General features: G+C 62.7%; 22 protein-coding genes and 1 riboswitch. Of the genes, 6 read left to right on the top strand and 16 right to left on the bottom strand.

Annotation, left to right across the window (positions count from 1 at the left end; translation table 11 throughout):
* Nucleotides 1–226: 226 nt before the first annotated feature.
* From GX444_01455 to GX444_01445, 3 genes are all read left to right on the top strand, one after another.
* On the top strand, nucleotides 227–538 hold the full coding sequence (locus tag GX444_01455) for a hypothetical protein (protein ID NLH47249.1): 312 nt from the start codon (nucleotides 227–229) through the stop codon (nucleotides 536–538).
* A 145-nt stretch (nucleotides 539–683) separates the two neighbouring features.
* Nucleotides 684–863: a hypothetical protein gene (locus GX444_01450; protein NLH47248.1), complete on the top strand. Its 180-nt coding sequence runs from the start codon at nucleotides 684–686 to the stop codon at nucleotides 861–863.
* A 65-nt stretch (nucleotides 864–928) separates the two neighbouring features.
* On the top strand, nucleotides 929–3,337 hold the full coding sequence (locus GX444_01445) for a hypothetical protein (GenBank protein ID NLH47247.1): 2,409 nt from the start codon (nucleotides 929–931) through the stop codon (nucleotides 3,335–3,337).
* 56 nt (nucleotides 3,338–3,393) lie between these two features.
* Here GX444_01445 and GX444_01440 read toward each other — a convergent pair whose 3' ends face one another.
* Together GX444_01440 and GX444_01435 are read right to left on the bottom strand one after the other, a co-directional pair.
* On the bottom strand, nucleotides 3,394–3,681 hold the full coding sequence (locus tag GX444_01440; protein NLH47246.1) for a hypothetical protein: 288 nt from the start codon (nucleotides 3,679–3,681) through the stop codon (nucleotides 3,394–3,396).
* A 377-nt stretch (nucleotides 3,682–4,058) separates the two neighbouring features.
* On the bottom strand, nucleotides 4,059–4,685 hold the full coding sequence (locus tag GX444_01435; protein NLH47245.1) for a recombinase family protein: 627 nt from the start codon (nucleotides 4,683–4,685) through the stop codon (nucleotides 4,059–4,061).
* A gap of 4 nt (nucleotides 4,686–4,689) precedes the next feature.
* A riboswitch (SAM riboswitch) is annotated at nucleotides 4,690–4,782 on the bottom strand.
* 272 nt (nucleotides 4,783–5,054) lie between these two features.
* Here GX444_01435 and GX444_01430 point away from each other — a divergent pair.
* A complete protein-coding gene (locus GX444_01430) occupies nucleotides 5,055–5,666 on the top strand; it encodes a transcriptional regulator (GenBank protein NLH47244.1) in 612 nt (203 codons plus the stop codon).
* Nucleotides 5,663–6,580 (top strand): nucleotidyl transferase AbiEii/AbiGii toxin family protein, encoded by a 918-nt coding sequence (locus tag GX444_01425; GenBank protein ID NLH47243.1) that lies wholly within the window; start codon nucleotides 5,663–5,665, stop codon nucleotides 6,578–6,580. The genes GX444_01430 and GX444_01425 overlap by 4 nt, the downstream gene beginning before the upstream one ends.
* Before the next feature lie 361 nt (nucleotides 6,581–6,941).
* On the opposite strand, the gene GX444_01420 is transcribed toward GX444_01425, so the two are convergent.
* The 7 genes from GX444_01420 to GX444_01390 form a co-directional block, all read right to left on the bottom strand.
* The gene (locus GX444_01420) at nucleotides 6,942–7,496 is read right to left on the bottom strand and encodes a hypothetical protein (protein ID NLH47242.1); all 555 of its coding nucleotides are present in this window, start codon (nucleotides 7,494–7,496) and stop codon (nucleotides 6,942–6,944) included.
* A 73-nt stretch (nucleotides 7,497–7,569) separates the two neighbouring features.
* Nucleotides 7,570–7,911 (bottom strand): hypothetical protein, encoded by a 342-nt coding sequence (locus GX444_01415; GenBank protein NLH47241.1) that lies wholly within the window; start codon nucleotides 7,909–7,911, stop codon nucleotides 7,570–7,572.
* A gap of 464 nt (nucleotides 7,912–8,375) precedes the next feature.
* Nucleotides 8,376–10,301: a ferrous iron transport protein B gene (gene feoB, locus GX444_01410; protein ID NLH47240.1), complete on the bottom strand. Its 1,926-nt coding sequence runs from the start codon at nucleotides 10,299–10,301 to the stop codon at nucleotides 8,376–8,378.
* Nucleotides 10,301–10,495, bottom strand: a complete 195-nt coding sequence (locus GX444_01405; protein ID NLH47239.1) for a ferrous iron transport protein A — start codon at nucleotides 10,493–10,495, stop codon at nucleotides 10,301–10,303. The genes feoB and GX444_01405 overlap by 1 nt, the downstream gene beginning before the upstream one ends.
* Nucleotides 10,496–10,782: 287 nt before the next feature.
* Nucleotides 10,783–12,381: a hypothetical protein gene (locus GX444_01400; GenBank protein NLH47238.1), complete on the bottom strand. Its 1,599-nt coding sequence runs from the start codon at nucleotides 12,379–12,381 to the stop codon at nucleotides 10,783–10,785.
* A gap of 502 nt (nucleotides 12,382–12,883) precedes the next feature.
* The gene (locus tag GX444_01395; protein NLH47237.1) at nucleotides 12,884–15,682 is read right to left on the bottom strand and encodes a radical SAM protein; all 2,799 of its coding nucleotides are present in this window, start codon (nucleotides 15,680–15,682) and stop codon (nucleotides 12,884–12,886) included.
* Nucleotides 15,683–15,735: 53 nt separating this feature from the next.
* Nucleotides 15,736–16,830, bottom strand: coding sequence for a radical SAM protein (locus GX444_01390; protein ID NLH47236.1), 1,095 nt, complete (start codon nucleotides 16,828–16,830; stop codon nucleotides 15,736–15,738).
* A gap of 218 nt (nucleotides 16,831–17,048) precedes the next feature.
* Here GX444_01390 and GX444_01385 point away from each other — a divergent pair, with 218 nt between their 5' ends.
* Nucleotides 17,049–17,789: a sulfite exporter TauE/SafE family protein gene (locus tag GX444_01385; GenBank protein NLH47235.1), complete on the top strand. Its 741-nt coding sequence runs from the start codon at nucleotides 17,049–17,051 to the stop codon at nucleotides 17,787–17,789.
* On the opposite strand, the gene GX444_01380 is transcribed toward GX444_01385, so the two are convergent.
* The 7 genes from GX444_01380 to GX444_01350 are packed head-to-tail and all read right to left on the bottom strand — an operon-like array spanning nucleotide 17,786 to nucleotide 25,716.
* A complete protein-coding gene (locus tag GX444_01380) occupies nucleotides 17,786–18,652 on the bottom strand; it encodes a hypothetical protein (protein ID NLH47234.1) in 867 nt (288 codons plus the stop codon). The genes GX444_01385 and GX444_01380 overlap by 4 nt on opposite strands.
* Nucleotides 18,653–18,683: 31 nt before the next feature.
* On the bottom strand, nucleotides 18,684–19,886 hold the full coding sequence (locus tag GX444_01375) for an acyl-CoA/acyl-ACP dehydrogenase (GenBank protein ID NLH47233.1): 1,203 nt from the start codon (nucleotides 19,884–19,886) through the stop codon (nucleotides 18,684–18,686).
* 14 nt (nucleotides 19,887–19,900) lie between these two features.
* Entirely contained in the window at nucleotides 19,901–20,665 is a 765-nt protein-coding gene (locus GX444_01370) for an acetoacetate decarboxylase family protein (GenBank protein ID NLH47232.1), read from the bottom strand.
* A gap of 28 nt (nucleotides 20,666–20,693) precedes the next feature.
* Entirely contained in the window at nucleotides 20,694–21,503 is an 810-nt protein-coding gene (locus tag GX444_01365) for an SDR family oxidoreductase (GenBank protein NLH47231.1), read from the bottom strand.
* Nucleotides 21,500–22,495, bottom strand: coding sequence for an NAD-dependent epimerase/dehydratase family protein (locus GX444_01360; GenBank protein NLH47230.1), 996 nt, complete (start codon nucleotides 22,493–22,495; stop codon nucleotides 21,500–21,502). The genes GX444_01365 and GX444_01360 overlap by 4 nt, the downstream gene beginning before the upstream one ends.
* 19 nt (nucleotides 22,496–22,514) lie before the next feature.
* Nucleotides 22,515–25,118: a hypothetical protein gene (locus tag GX444_01355; protein ID NLH47229.1), complete on the bottom strand. Its 2,604-nt coding sequence runs from the start codon at nucleotides 25,116–25,118 to the stop codon at nucleotides 22,515–22,517.
* Nucleotides 25,099–25,716 carry a TetR/AcrR family transcriptional regulator gene (locus GX444_01350; protein NLH47228.1) on the bottom strand — a complete coding sequence of 206 codons (618 nt, stop codon included), beginning with the start codon at nucleotides 25,714–25,716 and terminating at the stop codon, nucleotides 25,099–25,101. Before GX444_01350 ends, GX444_01355 begins: the two co-directional genes overlap by 20 nt.
* Nucleotides 25,717–25,885 lie beyond the last annotated feature (169 nt).

Below are 25,885 nucleotides of genomic sequence, written 5' to 3'. Positions count from 1 at the left end.
TCCTTGGACATCGATACCCCCGGGTGGTGCGGCCGTCGCGGTTGCGGCTCCCGTCGGCCTCCGGCCTCCGTCCGTCGCAACCGCAACACGACCCAACATCACTCTATCAGGTGTCTCGCCTTCAAAGGGGGTCAGTATGACTGACCTCGAACTCTACGCTCCTGACTATAGTCTCCGTCTGCGTTTTGGAGGTTTGCAGGACGGCAAGGCGGGAGTCATCGGCGTCGTGAGTTGGGAGGGTGGCACCGGCTACGAGCCCGTTGGTTGCGCGGTGGTGACGCCCGACCGGAACCCTGGTTCGCAGGGGAAGATTCGATACTGGCAAAGCAACATCCGCTGGAGCGACACGGCCCCGAACAACGGCTTCTTCTTCGCTCAGAACTACTCGCCGAACGAGTACGCCTTCCAGGCCGACGCGAACGAGGCCGTCGTGCTGTCGCCGGTCACGCGGCTGTTGGCCAACAACCTTGTCTTCGTGCGCGTGTTGTATGACGCGGGCAGCTTCCCGAGCAACCCGACGCAGGGTGGATGCGAGTAGGATCAAGTGTTGATGGAAAAAACGCAGATCGGCAGATGGCTGCTATATACGGTAATACGGTCTAACCCGTGTTAGTTTGAACCCTACTGGGACGTGACGCGGTGCGTCGAATCCTCGTGCGCGCTGCCCGACGATCAGCGCCTACATGATGTTCAACGGTGGCGGTGACGTTTTTCTTCATCTTGCGGAGGCGGCGGCGAGCCGAATCAACTTCGCGGGCGAGCCGTCGGCCGCGTCGGCGCGACAGCCACGCTTCCTCGCTGATCGCGTCGGTCGCGACGAGCACCGCCTTGTCAGCGGCGGCCAGCTCACCAAGGAGGACTAACGGCGAGGAGAGCGACGGCGGTTTTCCGCTTGCGTAGCGACCATATTGCAGATATTTTCTGCAACATGGCAAAAAAGATGCCCAACCACCCGGTCGAGATCGTCGGACAGCTCGGCCTGATCGGCAACCGAGAGATACTCCTCGCGCTCGTCCAATCGACCGCCGTGGCCCTGGTACTCGGTGATGACAGGCAGAGTAGTGAGCGGGTGGCTTCCGCGAGAAGCAACGTGTCGCTCCCTCTAGCCGTCGAGCTGCGGGGGCGTCGCGGGCGCGCCTGGACGCTCCGCCGCGACGGCGACGCGGCAATGCTGAGGGTGCTGCACGGCGGTGGCCTCACCGCCCTCGACGAGCGTACCCGGCGGTGGCGTCCCGGCACCGGCGAAACCCTCGTGCCGGTAGCCATCTACCTGCCGATGCCTCGGACCCAGGAAACCGTCGACTTGGTCGGCCCCGACCTCCCGGAGGACCTCGCCGCCACTCATCTGCATGTTCTGCTCGCCCGACGGCTCGCATCGGACCCGGCGTCACCGTGGTTCGGTCGTCTCCGCCGGGAGCCCGGCGCAACCTCGGGCCTGCATCGGCGGGTTTCACTGGGGATGATGGAGACCGCGCTCCGACGGTTCCTCCGCGACGGCGGTGGAGCGACGCCGACCGAACCGGAGCAGCTCTACGCACTCGTCCTCGCGTTCTGGCGGGCAGTGGCGGCGACGTTCCCGAACGAGTGGAGCGATGACCGACACGGGTTGCTGTGCAAGGGTTTGGGACTCCAGGTCCTTGTGCGCCTCTTGACTGGCTTCGTCTGCGAGACGCCGTCCGACCAGTTGAACGAGTCGTATTTCTGCGCCCGCCTGCGCGGGGCTATCGGACACGTGGACTGGAGCAACGACGGTCCCTTGGCCCGGCTTCGGGGAAGGTCCGGCGTTGCCCAGCTTCACGAGGAGCTTAGACGGCTCACCGCCAACTTGCGGGTGTTGCTCGTGGACCCGACGTTCAACCGGCGGCGGCACACGAACGCGACTACCGACGAGACCCGCTGGTATCCCCCGTTGGGGTTGCTGAAGGTCGGACGCCTGCACCTCGACCGGGGAGACGTAGTACGGTTCGTCCAGGGACGCGACGCGCAAGCACTAAGAGAGCGGTGGGACCGGGTGTACGTGCCTTGCGTATTTACATGGCACCACGATGATCTCGTCCGGACTGTCAAATCCTTCTCAAGCACCCTGCGCGATGGTGGGCGCGTGGTCATCGGCGGTGTCGGCGCGACGCTGCTGGCCGACGACATCGAGCAGGCGACCGGTGTGCGGCCGGTCGGTGGGCTACTGACCTCGGCTCGCCAACTCGGCCTGAACGACGACACGAATGTCGACACGCTCGTCCCTGCCTATGATCTGCTCGACCCCGACCTATACGCGGTCGGTGAGACCATCTATGCGTACACTACTCGCGGCTGCATCCGTCGTTGTTCTTGGTGCGCCGTTCGGAACATCGAGCCGAGGTTCGAGCCTTACGTGGACATCAAACCGATGGTCGCGGCTCTGCGCGCCCACCTCGGCGACCCTCCGCGCCTACTGGTGATGGACAACAATGTCCTCGCCTCGCCCGATCTGGCGCGAATCGTGGCCGACCTAGAAGCCCTCGGCTACGGGCGCGGACAGGCGACCGCGACGGACCCACCACGCACGCGCGTGGTTGACTTCAATCAGGGTGTGGATGCCAGGCTCGTCAACGAGCGTACCGTCGGCCTCCTCGCGCGTTTGAACGTTCAACCCCTCCGTATTGCTTTCGACCGGCTTCGCGACAAGCAGACCTACCTCCGAGCCGTTCGTCTCGCCGTAGCGCACGGCTTCAAGGACATTAGTAACTACTTGCTCTATAACTTCGACGACTCGCCCCGCGACCTGTACGAGCGGCTGCGTCTGAACATCGAGTTGAACGCCGAGCTGGCGACGAACGGTGATGGCGAGCCGAGGGCGTCCATCGCCTGCTACCCTATGCGGTTCGCACCGGTCGCATCGACGGAGAACCGGCAACGCGACCGTTTGGGGAAGGTGCCAATTAGGGGGCGCGACTGGCTACGCGATCCTGCTTGGACACCACTCTTCATGGCAAATAGCGAACACATGAAAGGCGCGGCCGGTGGCAGTATCCCCAGGTCGGCCTCCCTCGCATACCGCGTCGTCGGTCACAACTTCGAGGAGTTCCTCGTCAACCTGTACGCGCCGAAGGAACTCCTGCGGCATCGCAACCGCCACGAACGGCGTGTCTACCCCGAGGAGCCACACCGCCCACCCGGTACCGGACTGATGGAGGAGTTTCGAGAGTTCATTCTCGGCCTGCTGCGTAAGCAGGATCGACGGTTTCGGGCGTTTCATGCGGCGGTTTCGCCCAACAAGGTTGATGCCGTGCGCGAGACTCTACGTGAACCGGTTGATGATGAGGTTCGGAATTGGCTAGAGCTTTATCTAAAGCGGTAGTAATCGACTCACACCAGCGGGAGCTGGACCGACGATCAGTATCAGACCGATTTACCTCAACGATGACGATGACGCTTCTTCTTCGCTCGCCTGCGCCGACGACGATCCGGATCGGCCACGCGGGCGAGCCGTCGGCCTCGGCGGTGCAACCACTCTTCTTCGTTGATCGTGTGGGTTGCCAGATCGACGCCGGGATCGAGGCCGAGGGCGAGGCGACGCATGACTGCAATGAGTTGATCGTCCGGAAGCGAAGAGTAGGCAACCAGGGCGAAATCAACCTCGCCGACGACCTGGAAACCGAGCCGTCCCATGATCGTCGTATTGCGGTCATCCTGGCCGGGCATGAGCCTCCTTAGTCGAACATGATCCGATGCGGATCGGTAGCTTCCCGCAGGTCGGTTGATCTGCACGCCGGACATCGAACGGGAGAGCCAGTGCTATAGGTTCCACCGCACCGGCACTTTTTATGCTTGAGCGGCATTGGGTCACCGCATGGCCTTACTCGATCAACGGTCTTCGTCCGACCGCAGCGGTCGCAGCGAAATTGCTCGGAATGGAAGGTGCCGCCCTGGAAGACGCGAAACTTGTGGCCGCAACCGGAGCAGATGGCGTCATAGGCTAAACCCATCTCGCCCACCTCCCGCTTTTTCGATGGCCGAATCGGGTGTCCAAAACGACCGGTTCGGACACCGAGAACATGCGGAAGCCACCCCTCGTAAAATCAACCACTTACGGCCTCGGTTTTCGAGGCGTTTTTGGACACCCCGTTGAGGGCGCGAAGCAGGCTGGTTCTCGGCACGCCGAGGTGGAGGGCGACGGCCTTCTTGCTCATGCCATCGGCGATCAGCCGCCGCGCTTCGGCCACGTCGACAGCGACGCGGGGAGGCCGACCTAAGCGCACCCCTTTAGCCCGGGCTCGCTGGAGACCATGAACAGTTCGTTCGCGCAGGATGTTCAACTCGAACTCCGCTAAGCCACTAAAAATAACCATGACCATCCTGCCGCTCGGCGAATTGGTGTCGATGCCTTCCCTTAGGCTGAACAGCCCCACGCCCGCTTGCCGGAGTTCTTCGACCACCGTCAGCAAATGCCGCACATCGCGTCCGAGCCGATCCAGCGCCGTGATACTGATGAGATCAACCTGGCCGCGCCGGACGGCCTTCATCATCTCGTCGAGCGCCGGTCTGCGATCCCGGGCACCCGAAGCGGTGTCGGAGTAAGTGCCGACGACGTTCCAGCGCCGGGTCTCAGCCACCTGCTGAAGCTGAAGCATCTGGTTGTCCACGGTCTGCGCTGAGGTCGAGACTCTGGTGTAGAAGACGACGCGAAGCTGCTTGGGTTCGTTCATGGTGCCTCCATCGTTCACGGCGTTACCACCGATGCCCTGGGTGGGCCGGTTGGTGCGGGGTCACAGGCCCGTGTGCCTTACCCGCTCGTGATGGTCTCTACTGTCGACGGTGAAGTTCAGCACGAAGTTTGTCAAGAGCTTGCCGGTGGGGGCGGTTCGATCCCGGTAGGGCGGTGGAGCACGCGGGCATACGCGCTATGCGCGCGACGCGGCCGACCCCCGGAAAATGTTTTCAAAAAAATCCGCGTCTCGCGCGCGCGGGCACATGTCGGCTTCGATGAGTAAGAAGAAACCGCTTGACACTAAAAAGGCTATGGAGGATAGTCTAGGTAGTTGTTTATAAGTACCTAGCATTTCATCCGGTGGGCCATGAAGCCAGAACCGTCCAACATCGAGAAGGTGAGAGCAGCGCTTCAAAGTCGAGGCGGCGTGATGCGCTACTCGGAGATCATCGCTACCGGAGTCCCGGAACGCGCGTTCCGGACGATGGTTTCGGAGGGACTCCTCGAACGGGTTGCACGCGGCGTCTATCGTCTGGCTGATCTACCGCCGCTGAGCGCTCCCGATCTTGCCGCTGTCGCCGCACGAGTGCCTTCCGGCGTGATCTGCTTGATCTCGGCGCTCTCGTTTCACGAGCTGACGACCCAGATACCCCATGAGGTCTACGTTGCCCTGGAGAACCACGCTTGGACGCCACGGATCGACTTTCCGCCGGTGCGCGTCTTCTGGTACACCGGGCGAGCTTTCACCGAAGGGATCGAAGAACACCGGGTCGACGAGTTCACCGTTCGCGTCTACTCGCCGGAGAAGACAGTGGCCGACTGCTTCAAGTTTCGCAATAAGATCGGCCTCGATGTTGCGCTTGAAGCCCTCAAGCTCTACCGCGAACGCCGGAAGATCAACGTCGACAAGCTCATGGAGTACGCGCGGGTCTGCCGCGTGGAGAGGATCATGCGGCCCTACCTGGAAGCCATTCTATGACGGCGAAGGAGCAGAAGAAGGACCTGGCGGCGTCAGTACGGCAGCGCCTGCTCAACGCGGCGCAGGAGACATCGACTCCCTTCGACGAAGTGCTGCTTCGCTACGCGATGGAGCGCTTCCTCTACCGCCTATCACGGTCGGCCTACGCCAGCCGCTTCGTCCTCAAGGGTGCGCTGCTGCTTGATACTTGGGGCGCGGCGCTATATCGCCCGACCCGCGACATCGACCTTCTCGGTCGCCTGCACAACGATCCAGAAGAGATCGCCAGCGCCGTGAAGGCGATCTGCATCCAACCGGTCGAGCCGGACGGCCTCGTGTTCGATGCTGACAGCGTTAGGGCCGTGCGGATCACCGAGGAGGCCGTCTACGAAGGAGTGCGCGTCAGCTTCAAGGGTGAACTGGCCAGGGCGCGGATCACCATGCAGATCGACATAGGTTTCGGCGATGCGGTAGTTCCGGCTCCGGCCAAGATCATGCTGCCTGCAAGGTTCGACCTTCCGCCGGTAAGGATGCAGGGTTACACGCGCGATAGCGTCATCGCCGAGAAGTTCGAGACGATGATGAAGCTCGGGATCATCAACAGCCGCCTCAAGGACTACTACGACATCTGGTTGCTCTCGCAGCGGTTCGAGTTCGACGGGGAGAGAGTTGCGACGGCGATCAAGACGACCTTCGCCCGTCGTGGCACCGAGTTCAGACTGCGGCCGACGGCGTTGTCGGAGAAGTTCGTGACCGACCCGACGAAAGTCGCGCAGTGGACTGCGCTTCGGCGGAAGGCACGGCTCGATGACGCTCCCGCGAGCCTCGACGCGATCATCACCCGACTGCGGAGGTTCCTCGGGCCGATCATCAAGGCACTGGTCGAAGGGAAGACCTACTCCGGCACTTGGCCACCTGGTGGCCCTTGGAAGTAGGGTGGGTGCGTCGGTGAGCACGTTCGATTTTGAAGAGGCGTTCACGAAGTGGCAATTGCCAGAAACTCGCTACCTGAAGAACCTATCTTCGTCCTTCGCGTGCCTTAGAGTACCTTCGCCAGTTATCTTGTTTCTCTGAAAGAACGGCAACATAGCGTAATGGCTCTGCTTTTTGTGTTATTGAGACTGAAATTCAAATCCAGTCATCCCGACCAATCTAAAGGGTCGTAATTCCAATGAGTTACGGCCCTTTTTCTTTTTATTGAATGGATGGAGATTGTCTGGGGCTGACGTCGAGGCAGGCGCGCTACAACGAGTTCCGGGGTGAATTCTTTGGCCGCCACGGCGATGGCCGGCTAGATCATTCCGGTTTTGGCGTCGAGCCGCGCCGTCCATGGCGGCGCGCACTTGTCAAGACAAAGCAGGCGAAAAGGGCGGCGCCCACCGTCGACGGCCAGGAGAAGAGCTCAGGCGCGAATGGCTTCAGCAGGGCCAGCATGACGAGCAGGATCAAGGAACCAGCCGCGACAAGGTACCGGACCATTTGAACCCTGAGCAACTCGCGCGGAGAACGGGTCTTCAGATAGTCGTAGGTGGTTGGGATCCACAACACCGACGGCAAGAGTATCAGGACGAATGGCAGCACGAACAGCGCGCCCGTCAAACCACCCGGGAAAACCGGCGTCGCCACGTCCATGTGCCAGACGATGTGGTGGAAACTCAACAGATAGCCGGCCAAGCCGAACCATATCAAGGCCGTGTAATGGCCGCGAAAGCGCGCCGACGCGCTCGTCCACGATCGCGCGGCCCAACCGCAATCACGCGCCATGCAATAGAAGTAGCTGTGAACAATCTCAAGGCCGCAGAGGACATTTATCGCAAGCAAAACAAGTCGGGTTGGACTGGCATCCATCACGAATTCGCTCCTCAACGTTCCAAGCAAACCAAAACTCGACGGTAACGTCTGTGCAACGGGACGTAAGCGCCGCTCAGATATAATCCGGGCAGACCCGGATGCTACGAGCGTGCAGTTTGACCTCGCGGCCGTCCTGCTCGAGATGCCGGCGCGCGAATTCCATGAACAGGCTCTTCGTCCATTGCCCGGCGATCTCCGCAAGATTCAAAACCCCAATTTCATTGTCCTCGTTCCTGATCAGAAGCCAGAGGCGGCCCGTCGAATCCTCAGCCAGGCTCACGGTCGTCTCGGCCATTTCAATAAGATCAAGGCGCTCGATTCCGTTGGGTTGTTGTTCCTCGTCTTCTTTCACCGAATGGAGTCGCGGTGCGCTCGGTGCAACGTGATTCTGGACAATGGATTCCGGGACGCTCATTTTTTTCTGACCTCCAAAGTTATGGGTTCTTGACGGCTGAAAAAGGCAAGGGCGCCTGATTTCACGCCGCGTTGCGAAGCTTCATTTCACCCTCCCGCTGAGCCTCGACAGAGCAATACGCCAGCTAAACTACTCCTCCTCTTACGCCGTTTATTAACCAAAGCACTGCCCGTGCCAAGTTGGAGGAGATTGACCCTGTGGCAACAATTTCTAACAAGATCAGGCAGTTGTCACACTAGATAGCCATTCGCCGGATGCAGCGAACCGGCTGATGTGTCTCATTGATGTCGCAAGCCCATTTTGCCGTTGTCTCACCTGTGTCTCAGCCGTGGCATGGCCGGAGGGCGCCTGTTTGACCTCGGTGGTGGGTTTCCGTCAGGCGTTCACACCGCTGGAGTTCGCGTGGTGACCGAAGGCAACGCGCTGATTTGATTCGCAGCTTGCGAGGTCAAGTAATCAAGCGGTTATCCGAAAAGGGTGAAACCCAAGCGGAAGAGAAGCGCGACCAAGGTGGCGACGCCGGTGGTGAAGGCAATGCTTGCGAGAACTCCCTTGCCGCGAAATGCGGAATGGACCATCGTCAGGGTGGCGAGGCAGGGGATATAGAAAAGAATGAACGCGGTGAAGACGACCATTTGTTCGGTGGTCATCACCAAAGCAAGATTCGCCGTGCCGAGCGCCTGAATGAGCATGACGATTGTCAGTTCTTTTCGCAAAATGCCGAACACCAGCGTGATGCCCACGGCGGCGGGCAGGCCGAGCAAGCCGCTGGTAAGCGGCGAAAGAAGGCCATTCACCGCGTCGTCCAGGCGGTAATATTCCAGCAGGCTGAGCAGCACGCTGCCGACGATCAGAATCGGCCAGGCGACAACGATGAATTCACGCAGCCGGAACCACACCTTGTGAAGAACGGTCGCGAGGGCGGGTTTTTTCCAGGAAGGTATTTCCAGGATGAGGCCGGTCAGTTCGCCCGGCAGGAATTTTAAAAACAAGCGGCCGGCAAGGGCGATCACCAGGAGATCCAGCGCGTAGAAAGCGAGAGCCCAGCCGCCGCCGACGAAAAATCCCACCACCGCGAAGATCACGGTCGAGCGCGCGGCGCAGGGGATCAGGTTCACCAGCAACGCGGCGACAAAACGGTCCCGCCGGGTTTCCAGGATCCGGACACTCATGATCGCCGGCACCGTGCAGCCGTATCCCAAGACGAAAGGAATCACGGCCTTGCCATGGAGGCCGATTCGATGCATCAGGGTGTCCATCAGGAAAGCCGCGCGGGGAAGGTAGCCGACATCCTCCAGAAGCGCCAACGCCAACAAAAAGGGAAACAAATAGGGGAGGACGATTCCGATCCCGCCGGAGAAGCCTTGGATCAGACCCTTCATTAAAAAGGCGATCAAGCTGGCGGGCGGCAGCTTGTTGTCCAACAGTCCCTGCAAGCGAGCGAAGAGATCCAGGAGCGGCGGCTCGAGCAGACGCCCGAAGCCGAACACCGCGTAAAAGAAGAAAAAGAGCACGGTCGCGAGCAGAAGAAAGCCCCAGACCGGATGCATGGCATAACGATCCCAATCCACGCCTTGGGTTTTCTTGGTGCGAACCAGGACGGTCGAGGTCGATTCAAACAAGTTCATAGCCAGGGCATGACGCTCGGAACCGATGACCACGTCGGATGGACGGCCGTGCGCCGTTTCCAGTTCGGCCGCCAACCGTTGGATCAGCGCGCCGTTTTTCACGGTTTCGTCGCCGAGCCGCTTGCCGAAAACCTCGTCCCGTTGCAGCCATTGCAACGCGATGAACCGAGGCGGCAGGCCGACGCGGGCGGCGGTCTCCGGCGCGATCCCCGCCGCCAGTTCGCCGATGGCGGATTCCACGTCGCGGCTCATGCCCAGCGGCCGGCCGAGGCGCTTGTCACAAGCCGTTTGAAGGGCGGTCTTGAACAATTCCGGGATCCCTTGGCCGCGGCTGGCGATGGTGGGCACCACGGGGATGCCGAGGCCCGCCGCGAGGCGATCGGCATCGATGCTGATTCCCTTATGCGCGGCCTCATCCATCATGTTCAGGCAAAGGACGAGGGGGAATTCGATTTCCAGGAGCTCCAAGGTGAGTTCCAGGCTGCGGGAAAGGATGCTCGCGTCGGCGACATTGACAATCACGTCGGGGGCGATTTTCGCCAATTGGTCCAGGGCGTGGAGGTCGTTTGCCCCGCTTGTTTCAAGCGAATAGAGGCCGGGCACGTCCACCAATTCGAAGGTGTGCCCTTCACAGCCGACCTTGCAGCGAGTGAATTCAATGGTGGTGCCGGGGAAATTGCCAACTTCGGTCTTGTACCCGGCGATGGCATTGAAGAGCGTGCTTTTACCGCAATTGGGTTGCCCGACGAGGGCGATTCGCATCATTCCTCATCGACCTCGACTTCGATCTTTTTTACTTGACCCAGGCCGATGGCCACTTTCACGCCATGAATCTCGATCAGCACGGGCCCGCCAAAATGGCCTTTTTGAAGCACCTCCACAGTGTCTCCCGGATGAATGCCCAAACCGCCAAGGTTTTGCCGCAGGCGATATCCGCCTTGGATCTCGACGATCATCGCGTGCTGGCCGTCGCGAAGGCGATCAAGAGTGGTTTTCAAATTTTTCCGTCCCAAAAGTTGTTCGTCAGGAGACCGTGATCGCCTCGGCGAAGCAGCGGACCGGTGAATTCGCGCCCGAAAGCGTCAGACACCCGGAGCGGATTGATCATCGAGTAAACCGGTTCGCCGGGATTGTCCGGCGAAAGCGCCGCAGCGCCATGGCCGGCCGCCGCCGCCAGCCGGCAAGGCGGAAAATGCCCAAGAGAGGCGCCGGGAGCGCGAGCCGCATTGTTCTCGCTTTCCCTTTATTCCGTCACGTAAATCGGGTTCGCGTAAATGAGCGGATACTCATGGATATAGCGGTCGGGATGACCGCCCAGCCATTTCAGGAGATGGTTGGGAACCACGTGTACCTCGACGCGATAGGCGCCGGATTCGGTTACCTGGTAATCAATCGGGTCGCCGTCACTTTCGGCCACGACCGTGCCGCCGTCGGCCCCCGCCTGAATGATCCGCGCGGAAAACTCCGGCGCGGGCAGGGTGGGGTCCATGTTGTAGAAGGTCGGGATCTCGACATGCAGCACCGGATCGTCGTCAAGCGCGATCTCGTCGCCCATTTCCGCCACGCTTTTCGCGGTCTGGGCATAGAAATCGAAGCCCACCGGCTCGCCGAACAACTGGAACGCGCCGTACATCCGCCCCTTGGCGAGCGCTTCCTCGATGTCCGGCACCTCGTGATTTTCCACCAGGATGTAATTGGCGAACCAGCGCATCAGACGCCGGTAACTATCGCCGCGGTCGCCGTCCCAAAGCGGGAACGGAATGGAGTTGCGATGAACGTCGGTGGCCAGAACGCCCACTTGACGGCGCAGGGCCAGCAGTTTGTCGAAGTGGGCGAGGTCGGTCGCGTTTTCCTCGAAGAAGCTCATGAGCAGGAGGTCGCAATGCCCCGCCTCGTCGCGAGGGAAAAGGTACGGCAGCACTTTGAGCACCGTTTCGACGATGGGCCATGTTTCGGTGCCCAGGTTGGCGTGCAGGTTGTATAGTTCGATGCCGTCAATGCTCAGCGCGGCGAGTTCCTCGGTGGTCCATAGTTCGGAATGATTCACGATCAACTGGGCGCCGAAAGTCTTGAGCAATTCGACCGCCGCCTCGTCTTTCGCTCCCAACACGGCGTGGCGTTCTTCGGGGGTATCTCCCGGCGCGCGGTGCAAATGAAGCGGCATGAGATCGTTTTCGCTGCCGGCCATCAAAATCGTTTTGTTGCCGTCCGGGCAGGAAATGATGTTGGCAATGGGATCGTCGTCGTCATAGACGAGTTCATCGCCTTCGTCCGGGCGGTACAAAAGGACATCGGGGAATTCGTTGTCGGCAAAGATCGAGGCATGGTCGGTCAGCATGATATACTGCTGGTTGGTTGTGCACATGGCCTCGCGAAGCTCGGCCAGACATTTTTCATTGGGCTGCCCGCCCGGCATGGGGTTGTTGTCGCAGGCGTCGTGCGAGTAAACGGAATGGATGTGGATGATGCCCCGTTCGACCATCAGGCCGCGAATTTCCGGATAAACACCGATCGGCACGACCGTTGAGGGTTCCCAGTAGTCGCCCGGGCTCGAATCGTCGTCGCCGGAATCGTCGTCGCCGGAATCGTCGTCGCCGGAATCGTCGTCGCCGGAATCGTCGTCGCCGGAATCGTCGTCGCCGGAGTCGTCATCGCCGGCATCATCGTCCGACGCATCGTCATCGGAAATGTCGTCATCGTTCGAATCGTCGTCCGCGGTATCGTCTTCCGACGGGTTTTGGTCGGCCGAGTCGTCATCATCATTGTCGGCGCAGGCGCCGGTCAACAGCGCGATGACCATGATAAATAAGGCGCAGAAAAGAAACGCTAACGATTTATTCATCGGTTGGTCCTCCTTTTTCTTCTTGAATTTTACATTAAAAACCGGCTTTGAAAAATAAAAGTGAAGGAGGCGCGCGCGGCTGGCTTAAGAAAGGAAAATGAAACGGGGTTTCAGGGCGTCGATCGGATCTCAATACCCGTGAAAATAACGGCCGAACCAGAAGGGACCATCCCACCGCGATCAAAGCGATGAAACCCAGCAGGATTTGACAAATGGGGCAGGCGCGATCGAATCGCTGGCCCAATTCCAGATAATGATTATGGATGAGAATGATACACCCGACCGATAAAACAGCCGCGATGAGAATAGCGACCAGCAGACCGTTGGCGTTTGAGCTTTTCAAATCGCCGCGATTCTCTCACAATCCCGATGCTTGTCAACGATCGAAAGACCATCGGCGCGAGGCCTTTTCATCGCGCGGCGAGTCTCCTTTCAGGCTTTTTATTGATATCCGCCGTAGTGGATAATCGTCGGGCGATTTTCGGCGCGCGCGGCGGCGGGGCTAATCGAAAAGTCCGCTACGGGGAGAATTCCAGTTGCGGCGCGCGAAATCCGTCAAACGAACCGGTAACGTCGCGCCGGTTCGGGCATCGCGGGCGGCGATTTTCAACCTCCCCAAAACTTGCGGAACCGGACCGATCGTCAGGCGGTCGTCACGGTAGAAACAGACGGCGGCGCCGGGGCGGCATCGCGCCTGCGCCACCGGTTTCCAGCCCGGCGACTCCATGGAAAAATCGGCGCGCGTCGCGGTCGGCTCGTGAACCAACGACCACCGGCATGGCGCGTTCCATTGAAAATTTTCGGATAACGCCGGACGGCCGTTCCTGTCCAGCGGCCCGACCGGATGCCAGTCGGCGGCGGCATCCCGGAAATTTTTCAGCGGGAAATCATCGGGCCCGGATTGCAGGCAGCGCAGGGTGGCGGGATTGAAAAGCAAGTTGATTTTCAGACGCGTTAAAACCGTTTCCATTTTTGCCGCGCCACGCAGTTCGAGGAGCAATTCATCGTTTGCAAAATGAAGCGTCAGGCGAAATTCGAAACTGGCGGGAGATTCCGTCCGCAGGGTTAAATCGGGCGCGGGTTTCCATGCGGCATCGAAGGATAAATAGCGTTGTCCGGCGAGGTCCCAGTCAAGGAAGAAGCCGGCCGGTCCCAGCAGCGCGGTTCCATCGCGGTAAAAATGCAAACGGCCGTTTGCCGCTTCGACGATCAACTGCGGCCGGCGGCGCGGTTGCGTCACCACTCGATTGATGATCGCGCGGTCGCTCGGCTCATACAGCAGGCGTGGCGCGTCTTCCGACGCCGCGCGTTCCATCACGACGAGGTCCGCTTCGGCGCCCAGGCTCTTGAGTCCGGCGGGATCGGCGGTCGTTCGCCAGACGACCCACAACCCGGCATCGCTCAGATCCCTTATCTGCCGCGCGGCCGTTTCAACATCTGGAGGTGCAAACCCCGGCGGATCGTCGCGACCGGCGGCGGGCGTGAATAAATAATCCACGCCGACGCATCCCGCGCGCCGCAGAAGCGCGAACAAGCGACCGTCTTGCGCCTCCCGCGCCGCCAGCCGCGCCCACCAGCGCAAATCCCAACGCCGGGCGATCAAGTGCTCGCACAAGCCCGCCAGCGCGGGCAGATCCTGATTGATCGCTTCGTCCGAAAAATAGAAATGCCTGATGCCGTGGGCCAGCGCGGCTGCGATCTCGTCCAAAACCGCGGGAATCGGCCGCCGCGCGGACGAAACGGCTTCGCCCGGCGGACACAACTCGGGGAGCAGAAATCCCTTGGTATAATTGACGACCGCCATATTGTCCGGCCAAGGCGCGTCCCAATCGGGGACCGGATCGGCCGACGCCTCGTCGTTCCGCGCCAGTTCCATGATCGCGGACCGGCGATCGGCCGGTGAAATCGCCGGCGAAGGTTCCGCCGCCTCGGCTTCCCGCCAATCCATCAGTTGCGTGTTCAACTCCGCGTCGGGCGTGCCGACGGCGATACCCTCGGCCCGGCAAAACGCGAGCAGCCGTTCCTGGCGCGCCCGTCGCAAGGCAAAGTCGTTGGGCGGATCGACCGTGTACCAGCGATACCAAGGATCGTTTTCTGGGCGGACAATACCCCATTCCACGGCCCGGTGCTCCAAGTCCGAGCCGCCGGTGATGTAGCAGGTGAAGAGGTTGTCGACGAGGCCGATCGAATCCTTGTTCTCTTTGAGAAAAGCGAGAGTTTGCGCGAAGTCCGCCTCGGTTTCGCCGGGAAAGCCGACGATGAGGTTGACGCCGGTCTTGATGCCGCTTGCCGCGCAGCGGCGCAGGGCGGTGCGCGCGTCGTCCAGTTGAAATGCTTTTCTCATCCGGCGGACGGTTTCGGGCGAGCCGCTTTCCAGGCCGAAGCGCAGGTAGACACACCCGCCGCGGGCGAGCCGCGCGCAGTGTTCCGTCGTGAAAAAACGGTCGGGGATGGCGTTCGCGCACCAGCGAGGTTGCCAGTCCCGGTCGCTCAATTCGCGGCAGAGGGCCAGGAGCGAATCCGGGAAAAGATTGATGGCCAGATCGTGAAATTCAAAGAAGGTGTCGGGCCGGCGCGCCAAAGCCGCTTCGATTTCCCGCCGCACCATTGCCGCGTCGCGCGCCCGGCACGGCGCTTTGTAGAACGGTTCGCTGCAATAGACGCAACGGCGGTTGCATCCTTCGGTGAAGATCAGCGGGTAGTTGCGGCCCGGATAACGGTCGAGATCGAACGCGTCGAATGCGGTGACGAAGTCGGCTTCCGGGTCGCTTCCCGGATCGTCATCGCGATACAGCGGCCGCAGCTTGCCGCGCGCCCGATCCGCCAGCAGGGCGCGCAACACACTCTCGCCGCGGCCCTTCACGAGGGAGACATTGCACGACCGGTAAAGCCGCTCGCGCGTGTCGGCGAGCGCGACCGCGCCGCCGCCCAGGATGATTTTGGCGCCGAGGTTGCGGTCGAGTTCCGCCGCCAGGCGATTGACGTACAACAGGTTGAACAGGTGGACGTTGAAGCCGAACAGGCGATAGCCCGTGGCGAGGATCGCCGCGCAGGTGCGCCGGAAAAAACTCTCGAAGCGCGGAAATTCGGCGGCGAAGCGTTCCGGGTTGGAATAGTGATAGCGCCGATTCCAAAGTTCGGGACGGCCCGATTCCTCGTACAGCTCGAGGTTCAGATCGCGAACGGCCACCTCGACGCCGTGGTTTTTCAGAAACGAGGCGACCCGCGCCAGGCCCAGATCCGGGGATCCGTAGAACCCGAAAGGGCAGTTGATCAGCAGGATTTTGTCCTCGCGATTCATCCGCGGCTCGCTTCGTGAAAAATGGATCGGGGCCATTATACCCGGATCGGCCGTCACCCGACATAATGCCGCAAGTCGCGGACGTTCTGGGCGAGATCGCCGAGCAGATGGCGGGCGCGGAAACGCAGGCTGACTTCCATCGTCGTGCAATCCCAGCAGGCGAGGCGGCAGCGGCGCACGTCGTTGCGCAGGCGGGCGAACTCGGGGCCGCGCCAGATCTCCTCCAGCGGCCGCTCGCGCACCGAGATCGTCCCCGGCAGATCGAGGCAAGCCCCGGCCACGCCGTAGGGATCGACGGCGCACAGCGCGTAAGCGGCGTAACAATAACGCCCGCGGGGGCCGGGCGACCGGCCGCCGATCAGCCGCGCATAGGCGCGCGAGGAACCGAACAGCCCATGCTCGTTCAAAGCGCGCCGCAACCGTTCGATCTCCGGCCACAGGTCGCGCATCTTTTGCTCGTCGTAGATCAGGCCGGGGCGGGACGCCGCGGGGAGGGCGCGATGCAGCAGGTTTCCGTAAGCCGGGGTGATTTTGAACTGCCGAACGCCCAGGCTTTTGACGAACGGGACCATCTCCGCGAAGGGGTGGGGCAGTTCCGGGATCAGCGTGCAATTCACGCCGATCGGTATTTCGGGCGCGATCCGGCGCAGCAGGGCGATCGCATGCACCGCTTTTTCGAAGCTGCCCGCGCCGCTGATGGCGTCGTGAATCGCCGGCGTGGGGCCGTGCAGCGAAATCTGGATCGACCGCAGGCCGCTGGCGCGCAAGTCGGCGACCGTTGGTTCGTCCAGCAGGTGCCCGTTGCTGGAAATGTGCATCGACATTCCCAACGAGTCGCCGTGACGGATGATCTCGGCGAGGTCCGGCCGCAGCAGCGGTTCGCCGCCCGAAAGGCTGACCAGCGAGCAATGCAGGCGGGCGGCGGAATCGAGGACGGCTTTCCATTCGGCGGTGCTCAGTTCCGCAGCCCCGGATTGCGGCGGCGGCAGGAAGCGCGCGCCGCACGGGCGGCAATGCAGGTTGCACCGATTGGTCAGATAGAGGTCCAGAATCGGCAGGCCGGCCGGCGCGCGCCCGAATTGTCGCGCGAACCAGACCCCGCCGAGTCGCCGGGCCAGCGAAAAGCCATTGCCGATCGAACCGGACAAGAGTTGCTCCTCACCAATGCGCCTAGATTCGCCGAAAAGAATAGGGGCCTTGGGGCGGAAGGTCAATTTGGTCAGCGAAGGCGAATAGAAGTTAGTTGGCGGACAAGCAGGACCAACAAGCGGCTCGAAATAATTATTGGGAATCTGCTCTTTTGGTTGCCACTTCCCGGCGACATGATACACTTCAACAAATTTTCCCTATCTAAGGACGGCATTTCATGACCGGATCGATGATCCTGCTGGGCGCGATCGTACTGTTTTCGTACACGGTCGGGACCAGCATCGGTTTCGGCTCGTCGCTGATCGGCGCGACGTTCGCGGCGTTTTTTCTGCCGATCGATTTCGTGGTGCCCGTCCTCGTCCCGTGCAACCTCGTGGCGCTCGGCTACCTGGCGGTGCGGCACCGCCGGCTGATTCAGAAGGACATGCTGCTAAAGCGGATTTTGCCGTGGACGTGCGTCGGCCTGCCGGTCGGGTTGACGGTTTTTCTGACCATGCAGACGCAGAACCTGAGCTGGGCGCTGGGGCTGTTCGTCGTGGGCATTTCACTCTGGGAACTGGCGCTGATGCGGCGCGGCGACGGCGGCCGGAACCGCGGCGAACTGACCGGGCCGCGAAGCGCTCTGGTCTTGTGCATCGGCGGTTTCGCGCAAGGGCTCTGGGCGTCGGGCGGGCCGCTGATCGCCTACTGGGGCGGCCGCAACATCCAAGGCAAGGGGGAATTCCGCGCGACACTGTCGGGATTGTGGGTGGTGCTGAACCTCATCCTGATGATCGTGCACCTCGCCTTCGGGCGGATCACCGGCCAAACGGTGCGCACCATCGCGGCGCTGATTCCGGTGGTCGTGCTGTCGATCTTCATCGCCGAATACCTGCATGAAAAATTGCCCGAGCGGATTTTCCGGATCGCGGTCTACCTGCTGCTTTGCGTCTCGGGCCTGGCCTTGATCCTGCGTTAGCCGCTCGCCGCCGGCGCTCGGAAATTCGCCGCCGCCGCGCCCAGCGAAAGCAGCAAAACGCCGATCAGAATCACTCCGGTCAACGCCAGTTCGAGCGGATCGGGCCGCGCGCCGTACACCGCGATTTCCAACCCCAGCGGAACGAGCATGGTCGCCGAATTGACCGCGGGAACCACCTCCAGCGCCCGGCCGCGCAGGAAGCCCAGTTGCGACGCCAGCGTCGCCGCCAACGCGAAAACGAACGCGACGTACAGGTAGGGCGTCCGCAGTTGATCGCCGAAGGAGATCCCGGCGCGGACGCGGGCGGCATGCGCCAGAAAAATGCCCCCGCCGATCAAAAGCCCGGCCAGCGCGCCGAAGGCGATGCCGTGCAGGCGTTGCCAGCGGCGGCGCCAGGCGCCGGCGCAGAGCGCGATCAGTACCAGCAGGATCGATCCGAGGACCAGCCAGAGGGTCGGGTCGTGAAAGCGGCGGTCGACGGCTTCGCGGGACGAGCCGACGTAGCCGAGCGCCGAGGTGCCGATCACGATCAAAGCGACGCCGAGCGCGTCGGCCCGGCCGATTTTTTCGCCGATCGCCGCGACGGCATAGACCAGCAGGCCGATCAGGCCGATGCCGGTCATCGCGGAAATCACCGAAGGGCGGTTGGAGAGCGCCACGCCGACCGGAAAGAAGAACATCGCGCTGCCGGTCATCGCCAGGCCGATCAGCCAGATGCCCAGGTCGCGCCGATGCGGCGGCGCGAACATCCGCCGGCCCTGCAGAAACACCCGGACCTTCTGCTTCTGGACGCCTTTGCCCACGTTGAGCAGCAGGGCGCCGATCATGCCCGCGCCAAAGCCCAGCAGCACCATCAGGTCCATGAATGGTTTCCTTCGCCGCGCGGCCGGCCGCTCAGAGTTGCGCGGCCGCCTTCATCATCAGGGTTTCGTTCGTGCCGTCCATGATCTGGAGCAGCTTCGCGTCGCGCAGGTATTTTTCCAGCTTGTACTCCTTCGAGATGCCGTAACCGCCCAGCACCTGCACCATCTCGGCGGTGTGCCGGATCGCGTTGTCGGTCGCGAAGATCCGGCCGGCCAGCGAGGCTTTCAGATCGCCCGGAAAACGGGTCCGGGCCAGCCAACTGGCTTTCCACAAGAGGGCGCGCGCCGCCTCGATCGTCTGGTAGCATTCGAACAGTTTCCGAGCGACCAATTGGTGCTCGAAGATCGGCTTGCCCCACTGGACGCGCACTTTCGAATACTCCAGCGCCTCCTGGTACGCGGCGCGCATCAGGCCGACGGCCAGGTAGCCGACCGCCAGGCTGCCGACGGTGATGATCATCTGGTGCAGCATCGGGAAGCCTTCGCCCGGCGGGAAGATCATGTTGCCTTCCGGAATCCAGACGTCCTCGAAGTAGAGCGCCGCCTGGTTGAGGACGCGCAGGCCGAGCTTGTCGATCGGCAGGCCGCGCTGCACGCCCGGCGCGTCGGCCGGCACGATGAACGCGCCCGAGCCGCGAATGCCCAGCGCCGGGTCGACGTTGGCGAAAATGACGAACACGTCGGCGATGCCCGCGTTGGAGACGAAATCGGACTTGGTGCCGCTGATCGACCAACCGCCGTCCTTTTTGACCGCGGTCGTGTGATGGCGGACGTTGGGGTCGTAGTAGTTCTTGCCGTCCGAGCCGACGTTCGGCTCGCTGCTGCCCCAGGCGCTGAATTTGCGGCCGGTCCGGTCGGCGCAGAAAGGCAGTACATATTGGTCGATCAATTCCTTGTTGTGCGAGGCCATCACCGTGATCAATTGCTGCGCCACCGAACTGGCGATCAGCGACGCGGTGAACCCGGCGCCGTGAAACGCCAGTTCCTCCCACACCAGGCCGATCGACTGCGCGTCGAGCCCGAGGCCGCCGTATTCCTCCATGATGCCCATTTTGTGAAAGCCGAGTTCGCAGGCCTGCGCCAACACGCTCCAGTAGGCGTCCGCCGCGAACGTCTCCTTCGGGTCGCCGATCTTGTCCAGCGCGATCTCGGCCGGGGCGACGTGGTCGCGGCCGAATTTCCGGGCGGTTTCGATCAACTGTTGCTGCATGGGGTCGGGCGTGAAATCAATCATCGGCTGCTCCTTTTTCAGTCGCCGGTCGCGAAGTCGGTCATTTTGAAATAGTGGGGCAGAAAGGCGGCGGCATCGACTTCGCCGAGAATCTCCCCCGGCAACATCGTGTTGTCCGCGACCATGCAGAAACCGGCCATGATCGTGACGATTTCCACCTCCGCCCACGGATCGGTCGGCGACGGCCGCAGGACGATCTCCGGGACGCCGATTTCGAATTGCCGGGCCGCGACGAGCGTGCGCTGTTTGGCCAGAAACACCGGCCCGTCGAAACCCGGCTGCAAATCGATCCGCGGCATCGCCTTGAACAAAAAGGTCGGCCCGGTTTCGGGCGCGTTGGGCAGATTGCCCAGCAGCTTGAGGCTGATTTCCACGAACCGCACGCCGGCCCGCTCGACGTAGCCGTGCACCTGGTCGCCTTCGCGCGCGAAGTGAATGTCGGCCAATTTTTTCGGCAGGCCGAAAATGTCGCGGCCGTTGTGCATCCGCGCCTCGGCGGTGATCGGCATCGACAGGCAGTAGGTGCCCGCCTCGCCGCGATACTGGCACTTGAGGTAGAGCGCGGCCTCGCGATAGCCCGGCCCGAGGTTCGTTTCGGGGTACTGGGCGATGAAGATCAGCCCGTCGGGCGAATCGGTCGGCGCCAGCGGCGGGGGCAGCAACCCGACGACGATTTCGGGCCGGGTCTGAAACATCACTCCCATCATTTGGGCGCCGGTAAAGCGCCGGACGCCGAGGCCGTAGTAGCGATCGAGTTCCGCTTGCGTTTTGACAAAGCTCATGAATTTTCCCTCCCGGATCGTGAGCGGATCAAGAAAACCGCCGGTAAATTTCCCAATCGCCGTCCTTGGCCAGCCGAATCGCCGATTCCACCGCGTCGGGCGACAGGCGATGCGCCAAATAGCCGAGCGCGCCGACGGGCGTCATGATCAGCCGATTGCGGCGTTTTTCGATCATTTTCAGGATCAACTCGGCGGCGTGGGCCTGGCTGTGGTGCGCGGGCCGGTCGGGCGGCACCGGCGACCCGTCGGCCGCCAGAATGCGCTTCTCCGGGTCGTGCTCGGTGTAGCCGAGATACACGACGCCCGCGTGCACGCCGGCGCCGGCCAGTTCCAGGCGCAACGATTCGGCGAACGCCGTGAGCGCCGCCTTGGTCGCGCTGTAGACGGAGGCGCCCGGCAAGCCGAACAGCCCCGCGATGCTCGAGATGAAAACGACCTGGCCGCGCGATTCGACCAGGTGCGCCAAAGCGGCGCGGGTCACGTAGATGCTGCCCAGCAGGTTCGTGTCCACGACCCGGCGGCAGACCGCGGGCGCCAGATCGACCAGGTCGCCGCGCATCGAGACCCCGGCGTTGTTGATCAGGATGTCGAGCCGGCCGAAGTTCGCCAGCACCGTTTCCACCATCCGGCCGGCGTCGTTCCAGTCGGCGATATCGCCGGCGCACGAGGCCACTTCGCCGAGCGTGGCCAATTCGCGGTGCGAACGCCGCAGGCGCTCTTCGCCCCGTGCGGTGATGACGACCTTCGCGCCGCGCGCCAGCAGGGCGCGAGCGGTGGCCAGACCCACTCCCCGGCTGCCGCCGGTGATCAGGGCCACTTGGTTGCGGAAACGGGTCATGGTTTTTCTCCCGGCAACAAGCCGTAGGCGCGCAGGCCCGCCAACGATTCCTCGATCGCCGCGCGGATCGGCGTTTGCGGCAGATCGAGGTCGCGGATCGCGCGGGTGGCGCGGTAACACGGAAACGACAGCGACAAGCGCGCCAGTTGGGCGTTGAGCTTCAATTTTCGGCCGGTGATTTTTTCGCTCCAGGTGCAAACGGTTCCCGCCGCGAGCACCAGGGCGCCGGGCAGGGTGAACAGCGGGGGACGCCGGCGCGCCGGGACCGCGGCGAGGGTCAGAAATTGCGTATAGGTGAGGTTTTCCCCGGCCAGCAGATAGGCTTCGCCGATCTCGCCTTGTTGCAGCGCGTTGGCGGTCGCGACCGCCGCGTCGCCGGCGAAAACGAAATTCCGGCCGCCGGGCGAGGAGACGCGCAGCCGCCCCGCGGCAAAGGCGCGCAACAGGTCGCTCGATCCGGGGCGGCAGTTGAATCCGCCGATCATGAAGGTCGGCGCCACGACGACGGCGTTCAGGCCGTGTTCGCGGACGGCGGCCCGCACCAGGTCGGTTGCGGCCCGCTTGGATTCGGCGTACGCGACGCCCCGATAAACTTCCGGGAAGTCGCCGCAGGTTTCGGCGGGATCGTCGGGGGTGCCGAATTGGAAGGCGCTGGCGGAACTGACGAAAACGAAACGGCGCACCCGGTTGGTCCGGGCGGCCCTGACCAGTCGTCGGGTCCCTTCGAGGTTGACCTCGCGGATCAGCGCCGGCGCGGCGTTGAGGTCGATCACCGCGGCGCAATGGCAAACGGCATCGCAGCCGGCGACCGCGCCGTCGACATCCCGGTCGGCGCGCAAATCGCCGGCGACCCGTTCGAGCGGCAATCCGTCGAGGGTCGGCGAGGCGCTGCCCGGCTGCACGAAGGCACGCACGGCATGGCGCCGCGCCAGCAGTTCGCGGACCAGGTAGCTGCCGAGCATGCCGTCGGCGCCGGTGACCAGAACTTTCATCGTTGTCGCTCCGCGGCGGTCAGTCGTGCTGGGTCCGGGCGATCACCTCGGCTTGGATCTCCCGTCCCAGGTCGACGAAATAGGTGCTGTAACCGCCGACCTTGACGATCAGGTCGCGGTGATTTTCCGGATGGATTTGCGCGTCGCGCAGCATCGCCGCGTCGGCGACCGTCGGCTGGATCTGCAGACCGCCGAGGCCGAAGTAGGCGCGGATCAAATGGATCCATTTATCCCGCGTGAGGCGATTTTTACCGATGGCGCTGGGGTGGAATTTCACGTTGACCGCCGCCCCGAGCACATCGCGGTAAGGCAGCGACGCCACCGAGCGCAAAACGCCGGTGATGCCCGCGTGCTCGACGTTGTACGGATTGGCGCTGGCCGCGAAGGGAGTGGCGGCGCGACGTCCGTCGGGCGTGGCCGGTGAAAGGCGGCCCTCGACGGTGTGGGTGATCATGCTGATCAGATAGACCACGAAAGGCGCGTTTTTAAACGACCGGTGGTGGTAGGTTTCGGCGAACAGGCCGGCCATCACGTAGCGGGCCAGTTCGTCGGTTTCGGGATCGCCGTTGCCCCACATGCCGGGCAGCGCGGCGATCTCGGCCGCCAACGCCTCGTGCCCTTGAAAATTGTCGTCCACCGCCGCGACGAGTTCGGGCAGGGACAGCCGGCGCCGCTCGAAAACCAATTTTTTTATGACGTACAGCGAATCGACCAGATTGGCGATCGAATTGATCATCGAGATCCCGCTCAAATCGTAGCGCGCGCCGCCGCGGGTGACGTCCTTTCCCGATTCCACGCAACCGTCGATGAAAACCGAAATCAACGGCGCCGGCAGCCGCTCGGCGTGCAGCCGATCGCGAAGGTTCGACCCGACGGCGATTTTTTCGATGAAGTAGCGGCCTTGCCGCAGGAACGCGGCGAGCAGTTCGTCGAAGTCGGCGAAGCGGCCGGCGCCGCCGGTCGGCAGTCCGTCGCCGTGGATCGTGCCGGCGAGGATTTTGGAATCGCCGTTGCGCAACGTGATGTCCAATAGGCGGCACAATTGCAGGCCGTTGGCGCTCATGCTGCCGGTCTTGCCCGGGCAGGTCGCCTCGACGCAGCCCATGATGGCGTAATCGCGCGCGTCGCGAAGGGCGAAGCCGCGTTGTCGCATCGCCGGGATCATCACTTCGTCGTTGAAGAACGAGAAGGACGACGTACCGTCGGCAAGGCCCGCGGCGGCGGCCTGGAACAATTCGTCCGGCGTGCCCGGGTGGACGCGGATCGAAAGGTTCGTCACCGCCTTCGAACGGCGGGCCGCCTCGATGAACAGGTAGGTCGTGTCGTTGGTGCCGTCGCGGCCGTCCCGGCGTTTGCCGCCGACGGTCACCGGCGCCGAGCCGAGGTAGCGCTGGTAAAAATTGCCGAGGATATTGCTCTCGGGGCGGATGTTCTGCGCCATGATCTTGAGCTGTAGTTCCGCCAGCAACTCGACCGCTTCGTCGCGCGTCAGGCGCCCGGCGCGACGATCGCGGTGATAATACGGTTGCAGCGACTGATCCAGCCGCCCGAAACAATGCAGGTTGATCGGCTGGGCGATCTCGACGGCCGTCTTGATCGTCCACAAGGACTGCACCGCCTCGCGAAAGGTGCGCGCCGGATGCTCGGGAACGCGGGCGCAGAGGCGCGCCAGCTCCGCCAGTTCGGTTTGCCGCCCGGGATCGGCCGCCGCCTTCGCCGCTTGTTCGAGGCGCGCCGCCAACCGCTGCGCGAAGAGCGTGACGCCCTCCAAGGCCAGTTGGGCCGCGGTCAGAAAATCCCGCTGCTCGTCATCGTCGGCGGCCGCCAGGCGCCGGGCGACCTCGTCGCGAAGGCCACACAACCCGTGGTGCAACACACGGTCGTAATCCAGCACCACGTGCCCTTGAATCGTGGCGACCGTCGCGCAGGTCGACAGCCAGAGCACCTGCCGCGACGTGCTGCCCGGCATCGCGGTGACGAAATCGTGCATTTCGCCGGAATACAGTCCCGCCGCGGCCAGCGCGGTTTCGAGATGATCGGCCAACGTCCGGCCTTCCCAGGCCGGCAGCAATTGCTTCAGCAAAATCTCGCGGTCGGCCGGATCGATCGTGTAAGGATTGATCTCGCGCTCGGCCATCGTTTTGAGGCTCAGGTTCAAGGGCGGCGTGCCGGCGGCGCGGGTGATTCGTTGGTTGTGCAGAAACTCGCGCCAGGACCGGCGGCGGGCGAGATAGGCGATGCCCTTGGTCGCGCTCTTCGCCCGGAAGGCCGCGAGGGTGGCGGTGGTCAGTTCGGCGGCCAGGACGCGGTTGTACTCGCCGCGCTCGATCGGAATCGGCACGCCCAGGAAATTTTCGGTCCAATGACCGGCGATCCGGTCGTCGGCGTCGATGTACAGATTCAAGTGGCGGTAGACGTGGAGCATCGCCAGCGCGACGCGGATCGGCAACGGTTTGGCCTGGTTTTCGGGGGCGAACCAACTGGCGGTGTAATAGCGGGCCCGCTCGATGGAAATGACCGGCGTTTCCGTCTGGTAGCGAAGCCGCAACCGCGCGAGGCGATCGCCGGGATCGGCGTCGCATGCGACCGGGGATCGACTTGGATCAGCCACCACGTTCCTCATGTTTCGACGCCTCGACGGCGGCGATCAAAGTGTTCATGACGGCCAGCACATGCTCGCGCCGGCGTCGCAATGCGGCCGGCGACAACGGATCTTTGCCCAGCAGGTCGCCGACGACCTCGGCGTAGGAAAAATAGCTGACGATCAGGCCGAAGAAGCTGAGCAGCAATTGCTCGGCAGCCAGCGGCCCCTGGCGCGTGGCCGGATATTCGGCCTCCAGCATGCGGCGGCCCAGGCGGAAAAACGGCCGCATGCGGTCGCGGATCAGGCCGAGGTTGGCGCCGCCGGACATTTCATGCTGGACGATGCGGCTGAAATTGCGGTTCTGGTTGAGGAACTCCAGGTAGGCCGAGACCAGCGCCGTCATTTTTTCGCGGAAGGTCCCCGAAACGCCAATCGTTTGCGCCAACATGGCGCCGAGCCGCGTGTAGTACATCTCCAGCACGCTGCCGAGCAACGCTTCCTTGTTTTTGAAATGATAGTGAATCAACGCCTTGTTGACGCCGCTCTGTTCGGCGATCTCGCGCGTGGAAGTCGCATCGTAACCGACGCGCGCAAACAGTTCGTCCGCCGTGAGCAGAATCTTTTCCTTGGTGTTCATGATGTCGTTCCTCGGGGATGAAATTAACCGGCCGCCCAATCAATAATCCTCGATCCGGAGAGCCTTGTCAACCGAAGGCGGCGGCCTTTCGCCGACGCCGGACTCGCCCGCCGGATGCTTGACGGTTGTTTCGCCGGGTGTGCTAAGCTGCCGCTGAACGCCAACACTG

This window comes from Myxococcales bacterium (assembly GCA_012517325.1).
GTDB lineage: Bacteria > Lernaellota > Lernaellaia > Lernaellales > Lernaellaceae > JAAYVF01.
This window is presented reverse-complemented; position numbering and strand designations above follow the sequence as displayed.